This is a genomic window from Micromonospora cabrerizensis (assembly GCF_022230955.1).
Lineage (GTDB): Bacteria > Actinomycetota > Actinomycetes > Mycobacteriales > Micromonosporaceae > Micromonospora > Micromonospora cabrerizensis.
Window position 1 is genome coordinate 163,210 of record NZ_JAKKFI010000049.1, and the last position, 15,528, is coordinate 178,737.

Genomic DNA, 15,528 nt, shown 5'->3' on the forward strand with positions numbered 1-15,528 from the left:
GTCAGCTCAGCGTCCACTGCTGGGCCGGCCGGCCGTCGCAGGGCCGCTGCCGGACCTTGTCGCCCGGCTCGTCGCCGTCGTCGTCGGCCTGCGCGCACTTGCCGCTGTGCGCCGCGACCAGCAGCACCGGGCCGGTGCCGGTGGCGGCGAGCCGCCACTGCTGGTTGACCTGGCCGTGGCAGGGGTACTGCATCACCCGTGCGCCGTCGTCCCGACTGGCGCCCTCGACGTCGAGGCACTGCCCGTGGGCCGCGTTGGTCACCGTCAGCACGTCCGCGCCGGCCGGGTTGACCACCCACTGCTGCTCGGGGCCGCCGCTGCACGCGGCCAACCGGGCGCCGGCCTTCTCGCCGTCGCCGTCGAGCCCGAGGCAGAGCCCGGCGGCGCTGCGCAGCACCCGGGGCCCGGTGGGCGGCCCGGCCGGGGTCGCCGACGGGGTCGGTGACGGCTCGGCCGGTGCGCTCGGCTCGGCCGCCGGGTCGGTCGGCGTCGCGCCGCCGGAGGACGCCCCGACCGTCGCCGGGACGGGCTGCTCGTCCTGCCCGTCGAGCAGCCCGGTGGCGAAGACCACCCCGAGGAGCGCGCCGACGACCCCGACCGCGACCGCGACCCGCAGCAGCGGGTCGGCCAGCGGCCCGGGGCGGGGTGCCTGTCGACCGCCGTAGACGGTGCCGGCGGGGTCGGGGCGTTCGTGGGGCGCGGACATAGGCGCCATCCTCGCCCACGGTGGCGCGCCGGAGCCAGCCCGGCGGTCAGTCGACGACCCGGACGTCCTTCCAGAACGCCACCCGGTCACGCACCATCTCGGCGTCCGGTTTGGGCTCCGGGTAGTACCACACGGCGTCCGCGCTGGTGCTGCCCTCGTGCTCAAGGGTGTAGTACGAGGCGGTGCCCTTCCACGGGCAGACGGTGTGCGTCGCGGACTCCCGGATCAGATCGTCGCGCAGGGCGGAGCGGGGGAAGTAGTGGTTGCCCTCCACCAGCACGGTGTCGTCGCTCTCGGCGACGACCAGGTCGTTCCACACGGCTTTCGGCATGTTTTCCACACTAGGCCGTGGCAGCGACGCCGGCAGCGCTCAGCGGGTGGGCTGCGGGTCGGTGACGTCGGCCACGGTGGCGTCGAGGGCCGCGATCACGGCATCGGCGTCGGCGGCGATGGCAAGGCCGCGTTCACCGGCGCCCAGGCTGATCTCCCGGCCGCGCAGTCGCTCGTCGGCGATCACCGGCCAGGCCGTGCTCGCGCCGAACGGGGTGATGGTCCCGCGCTCGTAGCCGGTGGCGGCCCGTGCGGCCGCCGCGTCGGGCATGGACAGCCGCTGCACCCCGAGCAGGGCGCGTAACTTGGGCCAGGAGACGACCCGGTCGCCGGGGGTCAGCACGAACAGGTGATCGTCCGCGCTCCGGCGGACCACGATCGTCTTGACCACATCGGCGACGGCCATGCCCTGGGCTGCGGCGGCCTCCGCGAGGCTGCCCACCTCACCGCGGCTGACCAGCCGATATGGCAGTCCGGCGGCGTCCAGGGCGGCGATCGCGGGCGATGGCATGCCCGCCACGGTAACCGCCGAGCCGGTCGGCGGACGGGAAACTGCCATCGTCGACATCCCACGGTTTCTGGAACGCGAGCGTAAGGTGATCACATGCGCGCTGAGCGTGTGGATCACCCCATTGACCATGATCAAGCGGTGGACACGCTGCGACGGTCGTACGCCGCGGTGCCCACGGGCGAGCCTGTCCGGCTGGCCAAACGCACCTCCAACCTGTTCCGTCCCCGGTCCGCTCCCCGGACTCCGGGGCTCGACGTGAGCGGCCTCAACGGTGTGCTGTCGGTCGACCCAACCGGCCGCACGGCCGACGTGCAGGGCATGTGCACCTACGAGGACCTGGTCGACGCGACCCTGCCGCACGGGCTGATGCCGCTGGTGGTGCCGCAGTTGCGCACCATCACGTTGGGCGGTGCGGTGACCGGCCTCGGGATCGAGTCGACCTCGTTCCGCAACGGCCTGCCGCACGAGTCGGTCCGGGAGCTGGACGTGCTCACCGGCTCCGGCGAGATCGTCACCGCCCGGCCCGACGGGGAGCACGCCGACCTGTTCGCCGCGTTCCCCAACTCGCTGGGCAGCCTCGGTTACGCCACCCGGCTGCGCATCGAGCTGCAACCGGTCGGCCGGTACGTGGCGTTGCGCAACGTCCGGTTCACGCAGCTGGAGGCGCTCACCGACGCGATCGCGGAGGTGACCGCGACCCGCTCCTGGGCCGGCGAGCCGGTCGACGCGATGGACGGGGTGATGTTCAGCCCCGGTGAGGCGTACCTGGTCCTCGCCACGTTCACCGACGCGGCCGACCCGCCCAGCGACTACACCGGCCAGGCGATCTACTACCGGTCGCTGCGCCAGCGCACCCGCGACGTGCTCACCGCGTACGACTATCTCTGGCGCTGGGACACCGACTGGTTCTGGTGCTCGGCGGCGTTCGGTGCGCAGCACCCGGTCATGCGCAGGTTCTGGCCGGCGCGTTACCGGCGCAGCGACTTCTACCACCGGCTGGTCCGTCTCGAGCACCGGCACCAGGTGGCGGCCCGGATCGACCGGCTGCGCGGGCAGCCGGCCCGGGAGCGGGTCGTGCAGGACGTGGAGATTCCGCTGGACGAGACGGCTGACTTCCTGCGCTGGTTCGCCAGCGCGGTGGGGATGAACCCGGTGTGGCTGTGTCCGTTGCGACTGCGTGAGCCGGCGGGGCCCGGCTCGGCGCGGTCCTGGCCGCTGTATCCACTCCGGCCGGGGCAGGACTACGTCAACATCGGGTTCTGGGGGAGCGTGCCGATCGCGCCGGGCGCCGCCGACGGCGACGTCAACCGCACGATCGAACGCAGGGTGTCGGAGTCGGGCGGGCACAAGTCGCTCTACTCCGACGCGTACTACGACCGGGACGCCTTCGATCGCCTCTACGGCGGCGACACGTGGCGCGCGGTGAAAGACCGCTACGACCCGGACCACCGGCTGACGGGACTGTACGAAAAGGCGGTAGCACGAGCATGAGCCTGACCGACAGAGATCAGGGGGCGGCGAGCGTCCCCGCCACCCCACCGGCGGGGGGCCGGCCCACGGGTCCGACCGTGGCGGATGTCATCCGCGCGGTCACCACGGGGCCGTTGCCGGTGCGGATCACCGGGTACGACGGCAGCTCCGTCGGCCCCTCCGACGCGGGCATCACCCTGGCGATCCAATCCGAGCGGGGTTTGTCCTATCTGCTCACCGCTCCCGGTGACCTGGGCATGGCCCGGGCCTACGTCAGTGGCGACCTGGCGTTGCAGGGGGTGCACCCGGGTGACCCGTACGAGGCGTTGCGGGTGCTCAAGGACGAGCTGCGGTTGCGCCCACCGTCGCTGGCCGAGGGGTTGGCGCTGGTCCGTGGGCTGGGCTGGGAGCGGCTGATGCCGCCGCCGGCACCACCGCAGGAGGCGTTGCCGCGGTGGAAGCGGGTGGTGAACGGGCTGCGGCACTCCCGGGTGCGGGACAGCACGGCGATCTCGCACCACTACGACGTCTCCAACGCCTTCTACGAGAAGGTGCTCGGCCCGTCGATGACGTACACCTGCGCGGTCTACCGGTCTCCGGACGACACGCTGGAGCAGGCCCAGGCCGCGAAGTACGACCTGGTCGCCGGCAAGCTGGCGCTCAGGAAGGGCATGCGGCTGCTGGATGTGGGCTGCGGCTGGGGTGGCATGGTGCGGCACGCCGCGCGTGAGTACGGCGTCAAGGCGCTCGGGGTGACCCTGTCGCAGGCGCAGGCACAGTGGGCGCAGGCCGCGATCGAGCGGGAGGGGCTGACCGGGTTGGCCGAGGTGCGCTACCTGGACTACCGGGACGCGCCGGCGGAGCAGTTCGACGCCATCTCCTCGATCGGGCTGACCGAGCACATCGGGGTGCGCAACTACCCGGCCTACTTCGGGGCGTTGCGCAGTCGGTTGCGGCAGGGCGGGCGTCTGCTCAACCACTGCATCACCCGCGCGGACAATCGGGCGCCGCACCGCTCCGGCGCGTTCATCGACCGGTACGTCTTCCCGGATGGCGAGTTGGCCGGTCCGGGTCGGCTGATCAGCGAGGTGCACGACGCCGGGTTCGAGGTGCACCACGAGGAGAACCTTCGTCAGCACTACGCGCTGACGTTGGCCGCCTGGTGTCGCAATCTGGTCGAGCACTGGGACTTCTGCGTGTCCGAGGTGGGTGCGGGCACCGCCCGGGTGTGGGGGCTGTACATGGCCGGGTCGCGGATGGCGTTCGAGCGCAACGGCATCCAGTTGCACCAGGTGCTGGCCACGCACAACGGCCCGGAGGGTGTGAACGGCTACCCGCTGCGACCGGACTGGTTGCCCTGATCACCTGCTGACCGCCGCCTGAAGCCGCGTCGAAAATGTCGGCGCGGCTTCTCGCGAACCGATTGACAAACAAGTTTTGTACGTACAAACTGATTTTGCCATGAGAGACGTCCTGTACCTGGAGCAGATCGAGCAGGCCGAAGTCCTGCTCAAGCCGCAGCGCGTCGAGGTGCTGCGGCAACTGGCCGAACCGCGCACCTGCACCGAGGTCGCGGCCCGACTCGACCAGACGCCCCAGCGCGTCTACTACCACGTCAAGCAACTCGTCGCGGCCGGCCTGGTCGAGCTGGTCAACGAGCGCAAGGTCCGCGGGATCACCGAGGGCATCTACCAGGCCGCCGCCCGGTCCTACTGGCTGTCGCCCCGGCTCGTCGGCCGCATCGGGCTGCGCCGGGCCCGTGACGAGCTGAGCCTGGGCTACCTGCTCGACCTGATGGAAGAGGTCCAGGCCGACGTCGCGGCCCTGGACCGGGCCGCGCCCGAGCTGCCCTCCATCGGCGTCTCCGGCGAGATCCGGGTGCCGGCAGAGCTTCGCTCGCAGTTCCTGCACGACCTGCAAACCGCACTTCAGGACCTGTTCGCCCGCTACGGCGGCAGTGAAGGAGACGCCTTCAAGCTCGCCGTCGCCTGCTATCCGAAAGGAAACGACAATGAGTGAACCCATGAAGGTCCGGGCCCGTCTCTCCGCGCCCGTCGGGCGCGTCCGCGAAGCCCTGACCGACCCGGCCGAGCTGCGTCTCTGGCTCGCCGAGCACGCCGAGGTCGAGCTGCCCCAGCGGTACGAGTTCTGGGGCCGCCACACGCCCGAGGGTGACGCCCCGCACCAGCGGCTGCTGCACGCCGACGACGACACGCTGCGCTTCAGCTGGCTGCTCGACGGGGTGGAGACCACCTCCGAGTTCCAGTTGACCGCCGAGGGCACCGACAGCACCGTGCTGACGCTGACCCAGAGCCACTTCGACTTCGCCGAGGCGATGAGCGGTTCCAGCATCCGGGGCGTGCTCCAGACGTACTGGTCGCTGGCCATCGCCAACCTGGCCGCCCACCTGGAGGGCCGGCCGTTGCTGCCCCGCACCGACTTCACCTCCGCCGACCTGCGCGGTGAGCTGGTCATCGCGGCCCCGGCCGACAAGGTGTGGGAGTCGCTGACCGATTCCGACCAGGCCAGCGCCTGGTTCGGCTACCCGATCGGCATCGAGCCCTGGGTCGGTGGCCGGTACGCGATGGGCGGGTTCGACGCCGGTTACGCGGCCAAGGTGGTCGACCTGGAGCCGGGCCGCAGGATGTCCGTCGACTGGGGCCCGGTCGGCGTCACCAGCTGGGAGCTGGCCGAGTCCGGTGGCCGGACCACGCTGACGTTCGTGCAGAGCGGCTTCGACGAGGCCAACCCGCCGTACGCGGCCTGGAGCGGGTCGGTTGCCGGGCTGGCCGAGCTGCGCCGCTTCCACGAGGTGCCGGCCTGGCAGCCGATCTGGCTCTCCGAGGAGATCCCCGGCCTGGAGCCCCAACCGGCCAACTGACCGTCTCGCCTCGTCTTACTCCAAGATCCGAGCAACATCAGGGAAACTGCTGCCTCAGGCCACTCGGAGGCAGCAGTTTCCCTGAAAGTGCGCAGATCTTGTGGCCCCGCACGTGGTGGTTGTCGTGATTCGCTGGTCGGATCTGGTGACTTCTTGGGGTGAAGTGGGTACTGGCGGGCGATGTTCTTCATCTTTGGTCTGCGTACCAAGGTCAACCGGTCCGGCGTCGTGCAGCAGGTCTGCCGTCACTGCGGCAACCAGGCCGCCCAGGTGATCACCCGCCGCTCGACCAAATTCACCCTGTTCTTCATACCCCTCATTCCGATCCGCACCCGCTACGCGCAGCAGTGCACGTTCTGCGGGGCGCAGTACGACATCTCCAGGTCCGACGCTGAGCGCCTCCCGGTCGGCTGATCTCCCGATGGAACGTTTCCTCTGCTGGCTGATCGGCCGACCGACGCGGCCGGTCGACGTGGCGGTGCACACCGTTGCCCGCCCGCCCTGCACTCCCGGCCGGCGCAGACGCCGCCGCGCACGCCGCCCACTGGCCGGCACCGCCCTGCCCCGCTCTCCCTGGAACCGCTCCGCCGGCCGCTGACCCCTCCCGGTGCTCGGGTGGGCGGCCCGCCTGCCGGAGTTCGTTGCCACCGTCGGCCGATCGCCTGCTCCGCCACGACCACACCGTGGGTCACCGCGAGCGGGCGGGCACGCAGAGTCGGAATGTGGGCACTGTGGCCCGGGGCACGTCCGCCCCACTCCCGGGGCAGGTCTACAGGGCCCTCACCAGGGGCCTTTACCGACACTGGACGGCCGATCCTGATTGGACCGACGCGCACGTTCGGCCCTGGCGGCGTACTTGAGCGCTGGTTAGGCTTTCGGGGTTTGCCGTGGACCGGTCATCCGAGGGTGCACGTACGACGCAGAGCCGGAGCGACCGTGTCCCGACAGGACGGAAAGCAGGCTGCGGGGCAGCTCAGCCCCGTCGGCGCTGCCGTCGCGGCCGCGGTCATCCTGCTGGAGGCGTTGTGGCTGGTCGCCGCACTGCCCGGTGCCGCGCTGGTCAGTGACCTCGGCGGGATGCTGGTGGCCGCTTGGGCGACGCTCGCGTGCGTCGGGGTGGCCCGCCGGCATCCGGCACCGCTGCGCCGGTTCTGGTCGCTGCTCGCCGTCACCATGGCGCTCGCCGCGCTCGGCCGGGCGATCTGGACGACGCAGCGGCTCGTCGGCGGGGACCTGCCGCACACACCGCTGGTCGGGGTGGTGTTCACCGCCGGCATCCTCACCGGCACGGCGGCGCTGCTCAGCTCGCCGTCGGCGCCCCGATCGGGGGTGGGGCGGGCCCGTACGTTGCTGGACGGGGTCATCGTCGCCCTGGCCCTGGTGCCGATCGGCTGGGTGCTGGTCTTCCGCGGGGTGGCCGCCGCCGAGCTGGCCGACCCGGCACGCACGCTGGGGCTGCTCTACCCGATGTTCGACCTGATGCAGCTCACCATCCTGGTTGCGGTCGCCGGCCCGGTGCGGCCGATGTGGCGGCCGATGAGCATGCTCGCGGCGAGCCTCACCCTGCGGGTCGTCGCCGACGTCGTCTACGTGTCGCTGGTCGCCCGTGCCGACTACGCCGCCGGTCACCTGATCGACCTGTGCTGGCCGCTGAGCTACCTGCTGATCGGCCTGGCCGCCCGGAACCCGCCGCCACCGGACTGCGACGGCACCGACGACACCGCCGAGTCGCCGCTGCCGCCCTGGTGGCGGGTGGCGCTGCCGTACCTGCCGGTGGGTGGGGCGATCATCGCGGTGGTGCTGGCCCGTCGGCCCACCGGGCAGACCCCGCAGCTGGTCTTCATCACCATGATGGCGTTGCTGGCGGCCCTCGCCGTACGGCAGGGGTTGGCCGCCAACGAGAACCTGCGGCTGGTGGCCCGGCTGCGCCGGCTCGCGTACGGCGACCAGCTCACCGGGCTGCCCAACCGGCTGTTGTTCAACCGGCGGCTGCGCCTGGCCCTGCGCGACGGGCGACCGGTGGCGGTGCTGCTGCTCGACCTGGACGGGTTCAAGCAGGTCAACGACCGGTTCGGGCACGCCACCGGCGACACCCTGCTGACCGGGCTGGCGGCGCGGATGCGGGCTGCCGTGAGCGACGACGGCACCATCGCCCGGCTCGGTGGCGACGAGTTCGCGGTGCTGGTCGACGGCGAGCGACCGGTCTCACCGGAGCGACTCGCCGAGCGGCTGTTGGACGCGTTGCGGCCCTCCGGCGACGAGGAGGACGTCGGGGTGCACCCGTCGGCCAGCATCGGCATCGCCGAGTACGGCCCGCAGCACGCCTCCCACACCGACCTACTGCGCGACGCCGACATCGCCATGTACGCGGCCAAGGCGGCCGGGAAGTCCGCGTACCGTACGTGCACCCCGGCGCTGCGTGAGTCGGCCGTCTCCCGCGCCGAGTTGATCGCCGACCTGCGCCGCGCGGTGGACGAGGAGCAGTTGCACCTGGAGTTCCAACCCATCGTCGACCTGGCCACCGGCGCGGTGCGCAGCGCCGAGGCGTTGGTGCGCTGGCGGCACCCGCGCCTGGGGATGCTGCCGCCGGCGAGGTTCCTGCCGCTGGCCGAGGAGACCGGGTTGATCCTGCCGATCGACCGCTGGGTGATCCACGAGGCGTGTCGGGCCGCCGCGACCTGGCGGGGTCGGGCGCCGGAGGCCACCGTGGCGGTGAACATCGCCGCGGCGCACCTGCGCCGGCCGGACCTGATCGCCACGGTCACCGCGGCCACCAGCGCCGCCGGGCTGGCCCCGAAGGCGTTGACCCTGGAGCTGACCGAGTCGGCGCTGATCGAGGGCACCGACGCGGTGCTGGAGCGGCTGCACCAGATCCGGGAGCTGGGCATCAGGATCGCCATCGACGACTTCGGCACCGGTTACTCGTCGCTGAGCTACCTGCACCGCATCCCGGCCACCGAGTTGAAGATCGACCGCTCGTTCGTGGCCCGGCTGGGGGCCGACGACCGGGCGTACGCCACGGTGGAGATGGTCACCCGGCTGGCCGGCGCGTTCGACCTGACGGTGGTCGCCGAGGGGGTGGAGACCGAGCGCCAGCACGAGGCGGTCGCCGCGATCGGTTGCCCACGCGGTCAGGGCTATCTGTACGGGCGGCCGGACGGCCCGGCGATGGTGGGTCAGAATCGGGCTTGACCCTCACGTAGCGGCAGGCGGGAGCCTGGTTCCCGGAAGGGAGGGGAACCATGGCGTACACGGTGGGTCAGGTGGCGAAGCTGGCTGGCGTGACGATCCGGACGTTGCACCACTACGACGAGATCGGTCTGCTCTCGCCGAGCGGACGGACCTCGGCCGGTTACCGCCGCTACGACGACGCGGACCTGCAACGGCTGCAACTCGTCCTGTACTACCGGGAGCTGGGTTTCCCGCTTGAGGAGATCACCGCGATCATCGACGACCCGGCGGCCGACCCGGCCGCCCACCTGCGCCGACAGCACGAGCTGCTGACGGTACGGATGAAGCGGTTGCAGGAGATGGTCACGGCGATCGAGTTCGCGATGGAGGCGAGCAAGTTGAACATCCAACTCACCCCGCAGGAGCGGTTCGAGGTCTTCGGTGACGTCGACCCGGAGGAGCACCAGGCCGAGGCGGAGCAGCGCTGGGGCGACACCGACGCGTACCGGGAGTCGAACCGGCGGGTCGCCCGCTACACCAAGGACGACTGGCTGCGGCACAGGGCGGAGAACGAGGACTGGGGTCGACGGATCGTCGCGCTGATGGCCTCGGGCGCCCCGGCGGACAGCCCGGAGGCGATGGACCTGGCCGAGGAGCACCGGCAGATCATCAGCCGCTGGTTCTACGAGTGCTCGTACGAGGGGCACACCGGTCTGGCCGACATGTATCTGGCCGACGAGCGGTTCACCGCGTACTACGAGAACATCGCGCCGGGGCTGGCCGCGTACCTGAACGAGGCCATCCACGCCAACGCGATCAGCCGCGCGTGACGTCGGGCGGTCCGGCTAGTCTGGCCGGACCGCACCGCGGTGAGCGTCGATCGGCGACCGGCCGGCGGCGTGCCGCTCCGGGGGAGATGACCGTGCAGAAGCCGAAGCTGATCGCCGCTGTCGCCGTGCTCGTGGTGGCGGTGGGCGCCGGGGCGTGGGCCCTGGTGGCCGGCGGCGACGAGCCGGACGCGGGTCGCCCGGCGGCGTCGGCCGGCCCCACCGACCCGGTCGGTGTGCTCAGGGCAGCCGCCGGGAAAGCCGACGAGCAGCCGTACAAGCTGACCGTGGGCACCGGCGGCGCGGACGGCGACGCCACCGTGCTGCTGTGGGACCCGAAGGCGAAGCGTGGTCTGGAGACCACGTCGCTGAAGGTGCCCACCGGTGAGGTGAAGATCGAGCGGTTGACCACCGGGCCGGACGTCTACGTGCGGGTGACCGCCCCGGATCGCCGCGTGCCGGTCTGGGACGGCAAGACCTGGTGGCACGTCGGTGCCGCGGGTAAGCCGGCGGCCAAGCAGGGCCTGGACAACACCCGGCTGGCCAGCACGTTGGCCGCGCCGGCCGGGGTCCGGCAGACCGCCGATCGGCAGTACGCCGGCACGTTGGACCTGCGCGAGAGCAGCGCCGTGCTGGGCAGCGGGGTCAGCAAGGTGCTCGGTGACCGGGCCGGGGCGGTGCCGTTCACCGCGGCCGTGGACGAGCAGGGGCGGTTGGTCCGCTACCGCATCGAGCTGGCCAGCGAGCAGTCGCAGACCGCCCAGCTCGACCTGACGTACTCGGACTTCGGGTCGCCGGTGTCGGCCGACCCGCCGGCGGCCGACCTGGTCGGCGAGGACCCGCCGGCGAACATCCCGGGCGCCTGACGCCGGCTCACTCCTCGACCGCCCCCTCGGTGGGGGTGACCAGGAAGTCGTAGACGGTCCGGGCCATCCGTCGGACGGTCTCGTCGCCGGTGGCCATCGGCCCGGCGGTGAGGAACGCGACGGCGGTCTCGGTGCCGGGGATCAGGTAGTAGCCGACGTCGTGGGAGGCGTCCGGCAGGTCACCGGTCTTGTGGGCCACCGGCACCCCGGGCGGCAAGGCCGCCGGGATCTTGGTGTTCAGGGTCTGCTCCCGCATGAACCCGATCATCAGGTCACGGGACGCGGGCGTGAGGATCTCGCCGTCCCAGACCGCCCCGAGCAGGGACACCACGTCGTCCGGGCTGGTGTAGTTCTCCTCGCCGCGCTGGGCGGCCGCGCTGTCCAGCATCCGGCGGGCCAGGATGGTGGACCGCTGGTTCATCGAGTCGATCAGCGCGTTGACCGGCGCGAACCCGCCCAGGTAGGTGATCAGCACGTTCGCGGCCACGTTGTCGCTGTACTTGACGAGGTACCGGGCGAGCCGGTGCAGGGTGACCACCTGCGGGAACGTCTCGAACTGCAACTGACCGGTGCCGCCGACCACGTCCTGCGGGGTCACCAGCACACCGTCGTCGAGGGCGACCTGTCCACAGTCGACCCGGCGGAGCAGCTCGACGAGGATCCACAGCTTGATCACGCTGGCGGCCTTGGGGCGCAGCGAGCCGTTGACCGCGATCTGCTGGTCGCCGTACCGGCCGGAGAGGTCGCGGACGGTCACCCCGGCCGGGTTGAGGCTGGCGTCGGCGACCACCCGGGCGAGCTGCCCGCTGAGCGGGAACAGCCGGGCGCCGGCGATCGGGTCGGTGGGCGGTTGCGGGCTGGTGACCACCACGCCGGTGAGCGTCGTCGGCGGCCGGTGCCGTGGGATCACCTCCAGCGTGCCCTCGGCGCGCCCGACCAGCGGCACCCGGTAGCGGTAGGCCGTGCCCCCGACGACGACCGCACCGCTGGCCACGCCGGCGGCGACCCGCATACCCGGGTCGGCGACCCGGCCGGTGTCGCCGTCGCACGCGCGGTAGCGCACGGTGTGCCCCAGCGAGTCCACCGCGAACACCCCACCGGGAATCGACAACCAGGACACCTCGCTGGTCGGCGCCCGCTCCGGCGTCGGCTCCACACCGGGCTCGTGGCTCTGACCGTCGCCGGGCTCCACCGCGTACCCCGGCTCGGTCGTCTGTGCCGGGTCCGCGACGGGCCCGTGGTCCGGGCCGTCCGCGGTGGCCGGCCCGGTCGTCGCGACCACGGCCAGCGCGACCGCCGCCGCCAGCCACTTCAGGGGTACGCGGACAGGGGCCCCGGCCAGGGAAGATGAGCGCTTCTTGTCGCTTTTTCTCACGTTTACACGATATGAAGCGCAGGGGGCTGGTGAGACCAGCGGGACCCGGCGTCACCCGTCCGGGCGGCGACGTCCCCATGAGCGTGATGACTCACCGGTATAAAGATGACTCAGAGGCATCACCCTCATCAGTGGCACCGACCCCCGGAGGATCCCCATGTTGATCATCGCAGGCAGCCTGCGGGTCGAACCGGCCGCACGCGAGGCCTACCTGGCCGACTGCGAGAAGGTCATCGCGCAGGCGCGCGCCAGCGCCGGCTGCCTCGACTTCCTGCTGGCGGCCGACCCGTTGGAACCGGGGCGCATCCACGTCTACGAACGCTGGGAGTCCGCGGAGCAGTTGGCCGCGTTCCGTGGTTCCGGGCCGAGTGACGCGCAGGAAGGGGAGGTCCTCGACGCCGACGTGCAGCGCTACCTGATCTCCGGCGTCGAGGCGCCCTGACCCGGGCCACTCAGGGGCCGCAGGGTCACATCGGCGGTCCCGCCGAGGGCTCGGCCTCCGCGGGCAGGCTGGGCGCCAGCCGGCGCATCGAGGTGAAGGCGGGCACCAGCGCCTCGTACAGCTCGGCGAAGAGCGGCAGCAGCGCCGCGTAGGTGGCGGCGGCGGCCGGGTCGGGGCGTACGGTCTCCTCGATCCGCACCAGGTCGGCGGCGACGTCGATGCTGGGGATCAGCCCCAGCGCCTGCATCCCGAGCAGTGCCGCGCCGAAGCTCGACCCCTCGTGCGCGGCCGGAAAGCTCACCGGCAGGCCGAGCACGTCGGCGAGCATCTGCCGCCACAGCCCGCTGCGGGCGAAACCGCCACCGGCCCGGATCTCGCGAACCTCGTTGCCGGCCGCGCGCACCGAGCTGAGCACCAGCGCGAGCTGCTGGCAGACCCCCTCCAACGCCGCCCGGATCAGATGCTCGCGGCGGTGCCCGTGGGTCAACCCCACGTACGCGCCGCGCGGCAGCGCGCTCCAGTGCGGCGCGCGTTCGCTGTGCAGGTACGGCAGCATGATGAGCCCGCCCGAGCCGGCCGGCGCGCGGGCGGCGAGAGCAACCAGCTCCTCCTCGGCGTGCTCGCCGAGATCCGGGGCGAGCGCCGCGCCGGCCCACTTCAGGACGATGCCACCGTTGTTGATCGCGCCACCGACCGCCCAACGGTGCTCGGTCAACGCATAGCAGAACACCCCACCGAGCGGGTCGACGCTGGGCCGCTCCACCATCACGCGCATCGCGCCGCTGGTGCCGATCGAGCAGGCCACCATGCCCGGGTGCACCGCGCCCAGGCCCAGGTTGGCCAGTGGCCCGTCCCCGGCACCGACCACCACCGGGGTGCGCTCCGGCAGACCGGTCGCGGCGGCGACCTGCGGGGTGAGGCTGGGCAGCACGGCGGTGGTGGCGACGAGCTGGGGGAGTTGCTCCTCGGTGATGCCGGCGATGGTCAGCGCCTCGGTGTCCCACTCCAGGGTGTGGATGTCCATCAGGCCGGTGGCCGAGGCGATCGAGTGGTCGATGACCAGCGCGTCGCAGAGCCGCAGCAGCACCCAGTCCTTGATGCCCACCCAGTGGGCGACGCTCTCGAAGAGCTTCGGCTCCTGCTCGGCGAACCAGAGCAGCTTGGGCAGCGGCGACATCGGATGGATCGGCGTGCCGGTGCGACGGTGCAGGTCCAGCCCGGACGGCACGGCCCGCAGCCGCTCGGCCTGCCGGGTCGCCCGCGAGTCGGCCCAGGTGATCGACGGGGTGAGCGGGTTGCCGGCCGCGTCCAGGCCGATCAGGCTGTGCATCGCGGAGCTGAACGACAGCCCGGCCACCGGCTCGACCAGCTCGGCGACCACCATGCTGATCGACTTCAGCACCCCGTCGAGGATGAGTTGCGGGTCCTGCTCGGCGTAACCCGGCTGAGGGTCGTTCAGTGGGTAGCCGACCGAGTGGCTGGCCAGCTGCCGCCCGTCGGTGTCGTACGCGACGGCCTTGGTGCTGGTGGTGCCGATGTCCACGCCGACGACCACGGCGGGCCTGTCCTGCGGCACGACCCGCACCCCCTCGGTAAAGATGAATCGTCGACGATAATTCGGCCTCCGCGCCGCAAGACGGCACTCCGGACCGAATGAACGTCGGCAACAGTATCGCCCTACCGTGTTGATTCCTCCGCCGATCGGCCAGTTCGCCCGTTTCGGCGTTTCCGAGCGCCGCGCCGCGCCTGTTAAACCCCATGACACCCCAGATTGGTGGCCTGCGCGGCGAAGGAGTCGGCGTGGCAAGGACTGAATCGACGGGTTCCACCTGGCGTTACCAATGGGCGCACCGGCAGAACGTGCGGCGGGTCAGCACGTACCGCGGCGCCGAGGCGGCATGGCGGCGACGCGACGAGGAGTTGCGGCGGCTGCGCGCCCTGGCCGCCGAGTTCCAGGGCTCCGCGGCGGCCGGTGCCGGCCTGCCGTTGGAGTTGGCCGCCGACGAGGTGGTGCTCTGGGCGCTGCCCGCGGCGCAACTGGTCGAGGTGCGGCACACCGCCGTGCTACCCGCGCCCGACCTCACGGTCGCCGCGCAGACCGGGCCGCTGCGCCCACGCCGCCCCGACGGCGTACGCGTCACCGACGCGGGCATGGCCGTGATCACCAGCAGTCGACTGGTGCTGCTCGGTGGACGAGGCCGGCGCGACTGGGCGTACGGCCGGATCACCGGGCTGGCCCACGACCCGGCGGCCCCGGTCACCCTGATCCAGTCGCTGGACCGGCGGCGTACCTCCGGGTTGCTGCTGCCCACCGACGCCGCGCCGGACTTCCGGTTCAAGCTGACGCTGGCCTTCGCCGACGCGATCGAGCAGCGCGCCGCGGTGCTCGACCAGCTCGACGAGCTGATCGCCGAGCACGCCCAGCTCAAGCCGTTCCGGCCGGCCGTGAACACCCCCGCGCAGGCCCGGTTCTCCGCGCGGGTGCCGGGTGGCCGGCGGACCCTCGCGGTGGCCGCCGCCATCGCGCTGCTGGTGCCGGCGGCGCTGATCGAGTCGGACCCGTCCGGCCCGACCGGTGGCCCGGAGGTCGCCGTCGCCGCCACCCCGGCGCCCACGCACAGCGTGGCGCCCGCGCTGATCCGCCCGGCGCCGGCGCGGGTCACCCCGACCCCGAAGCCGACCAGATCGACAGGGCCGTCTCCGAGCGCGTCGCAGGGGCCGCGCTGTGGGGCGCCGGAAAACCCGCTGGGGTACGACTTCTGCGGCGGAACGCGGATCCGCAAGCCGGCCGCCGAGGTGTGCGACTGGTTCGACTGCGTACCGGAGTTCTGGGCCGGTCGGGGTTACCTCGTGCAGTGTCGGGACGATTCGGTCAGCCTGACCGGCGGCCGGTCCAACGCCTGCGCGGAGCACGGTGGGGTGCGGCGGACCATCGCCAAGTGACCGATT

The 15,528-nt window shown here is 72.0% G+C and carries 16 protein-coding genes; 11 read left to right on the top strand and 5 right to left on the bottom strand.

Features of this window, described 5'->3' with window-relative positions; translation table 11 throughout:
- Position 1: 1 nt before the first annotated feature.
- The 3 genes from LADH09A_RS08345 to LADH09A_RS08355 are packed head-to-tail and all read right to left on the bottom strand — an operon-like array spanning position 2 to position 1,547.
- On the bottom strand, positions 2–706 hold the full coding sequence (locus LADH09A_RS08345) for an RICIN domain-containing protein (protein WP_238644288.1): 705 nt from the start codon (positions 704–706) through the stop codon (positions 2–4).
- 46 nt (positions 707–752) lie between these two features.
- Positions 753–1,037, bottom strand: a complete 285-nt coding sequence (locus LADH09A_RS08350; RefSeq protein WP_074317101.1) for a DUF427 domain-containing protein — start codon at positions 1,035–1,037, stop codon at positions 753–755.
- A gap of 39 nt (positions 1,038–1,076) precedes the next feature.
- Positions 1,077–1,547, bottom strand: coding sequence for an aminoacyl-tRNA deacylase (locus LADH09A_RS08355; RefSeq protein ID WP_238644289.1), 471 nt, complete (start codon positions 1,545–1,547; stop codon positions 1,077–1,079).
- Positions 1,548–1,640: 93 nt separating this feature from the next.
- Between LADH09A_RS08355 and LADH09A_RS08360 the strand changes: the two genes are divergently transcribed.
- The 9 genes from LADH09A_RS08360 (at position 1,641) to LADH09A_RS08400 (ending at position 10,762) form a co-directional block, all read left to right on the top strand.
- Complete coding sequence (locus LADH09A_RS08360) at positions 1,641–3,038, top strand: FAD-binding oxidoreductase (protein WP_238644290.1); 1,398 nt, start codon at positions 1,641–1,643, stop codon at positions 3,036–3,038.
- On the top strand, positions 3,035–4,378 hold the full coding sequence (locus LADH09A_RS08365) for a class I SAM-dependent methyltransferase (RefSeq protein WP_238644291.1): 1,344 nt from the start codon (positions 3,035–3,037) through the stop codon (positions 4,376–4,378). The genes LADH09A_RS08360 and LADH09A_RS08365 overlap by 4 nt, the downstream gene beginning before the upstream one ends.
- A gap of 100 nt (positions 4,379–4,478) precedes the next feature.
- Positions 4,479–5,036 (top strand): winged helix-turn-helix domain-containing protein, encoded by a 558-nt coding sequence (locus tag LADH09A_RS08370; RefSeq protein ID WP_238644292.1) that lies wholly within the window; start codon positions 4,479–4,481, stop codon positions 5,034–5,036.
- Complete coding sequence (locus tag LADH09A_RS08375; protein WP_238644293.1) at positions 5,029–5,898, top strand: SRPBCC family protein; 870 nt, start codon at positions 5,029–5,031, stop codon at positions 5,896–5,898. The genes LADH09A_RS08370 and LADH09A_RS08375 overlap by 8 nt, the downstream gene beginning before the upstream one ends.
- 180 nt (positions 5,899–6,078) lie before the next feature.
- A complete protein-coding gene (locus LADH09A_RS08380) occupies positions 6,079–6,312 on the top strand; it encodes a zinc-ribbon domain-containing protein (protein ID WP_238644294.1) in 234 nt (77 codons plus the stop codon).
- A gap of 7 nt (positions 6,313–6,319) precedes the next feature.
- Entirely contained in the window at positions 6,320–6,496 is a 177-nt protein-coding gene (locus LADH09A_RS08385) for a hypothetical protein (protein WP_238644295.1), read from the top strand.
- A gap of 338 nt (positions 6,497–6,834) precedes the next feature.
- Positions 6,835–9,090, top strand: a complete 2,256-nt coding sequence (locus LADH09A_RS08390; RefSeq protein WP_238644296.1) for a putative bifunctional diguanylate cyclase/phosphodiesterase — start codon at positions 6,835–6,837, stop codon at positions 9,088–9,090.
- Positions 9,091–9,140: 50 nt separating this feature from the next.
- On the top strand, positions 9,141–9,899 hold the full coding sequence (locus tag LADH09A_RS08395; RefSeq protein ID WP_238644297.1) for a MerR family transcriptional regulator: 759 nt from the start codon (positions 9,141–9,143) through the stop codon (positions 9,897–9,899).
- 92 nt (positions 9,900–9,991) lie between these two features.
- Complete coding sequence (locus LADH09A_RS08400) at positions 9,992–10,762, top strand: hypothetical protein (protein ID WP_238644298.1); 771 nt, start codon at positions 9,992–9,994, stop codon at positions 10,760–10,762.
- Positions 10,763–10,769: 7 nt separating this feature from the next.
- Here LADH09A_RS08400 and LADH09A_RS08405 read toward each other — a convergent pair whose 3' ends face one another.
- Positions 10,770–12,137, bottom strand: a complete 1,368-nt coding sequence (locus LADH09A_RS08405; protein WP_238644299.1) for a serine hydrolase — start codon at positions 12,135–12,137, stop codon at positions 10,770–10,772.
- Positions 12,138–12,294: 157 nt separating this feature from the next.
- Here LADH09A_RS08405 and LADH09A_RS08410 point away from each other — a divergent pair, with 157 nt between their 5' ends.
- Entirely contained in the window at positions 12,295–12,579 is a 285-nt protein-coding gene (locus LADH09A_RS08410; protein WP_238644300.1) for a putative quinol monooxygenase, read from the top strand.
- Positions 12,580–12,604: 25 nt separating this feature from the next.
- Here the strand turns inward: LADH09A_RS08410 and LADH09A_RS08415 are convergent, their stop codons facing one another.
- On the bottom strand, positions 12,605–14,155 hold the full coding sequence (locus tag LADH09A_RS08415) for a gluconokinase (RefSeq protein WP_238644301.1): 1,551 nt from the start codon (positions 14,153–14,155) through the stop codon (positions 12,605–12,607).
- A gap of 224 nt (positions 14,156–14,379) precedes the next feature.
- On the opposite strand from LADH09A_RS08415, the gene LADH09A_RS08420 reads away from it, so the two are divergent.
- Positions 14,380–15,522 carry a hypothetical protein gene (locus LADH09A_RS08420; protein ID WP_238644302.1) on the top strand — a complete coding sequence of 381 codons (1,143 nt, stop codon included), beginning with the start codon at positions 14,380–14,382 and terminating at the stop codon, positions 15,520–15,522.
- Positions 15,523–15,528 lie beyond the last annotated feature (6 nt).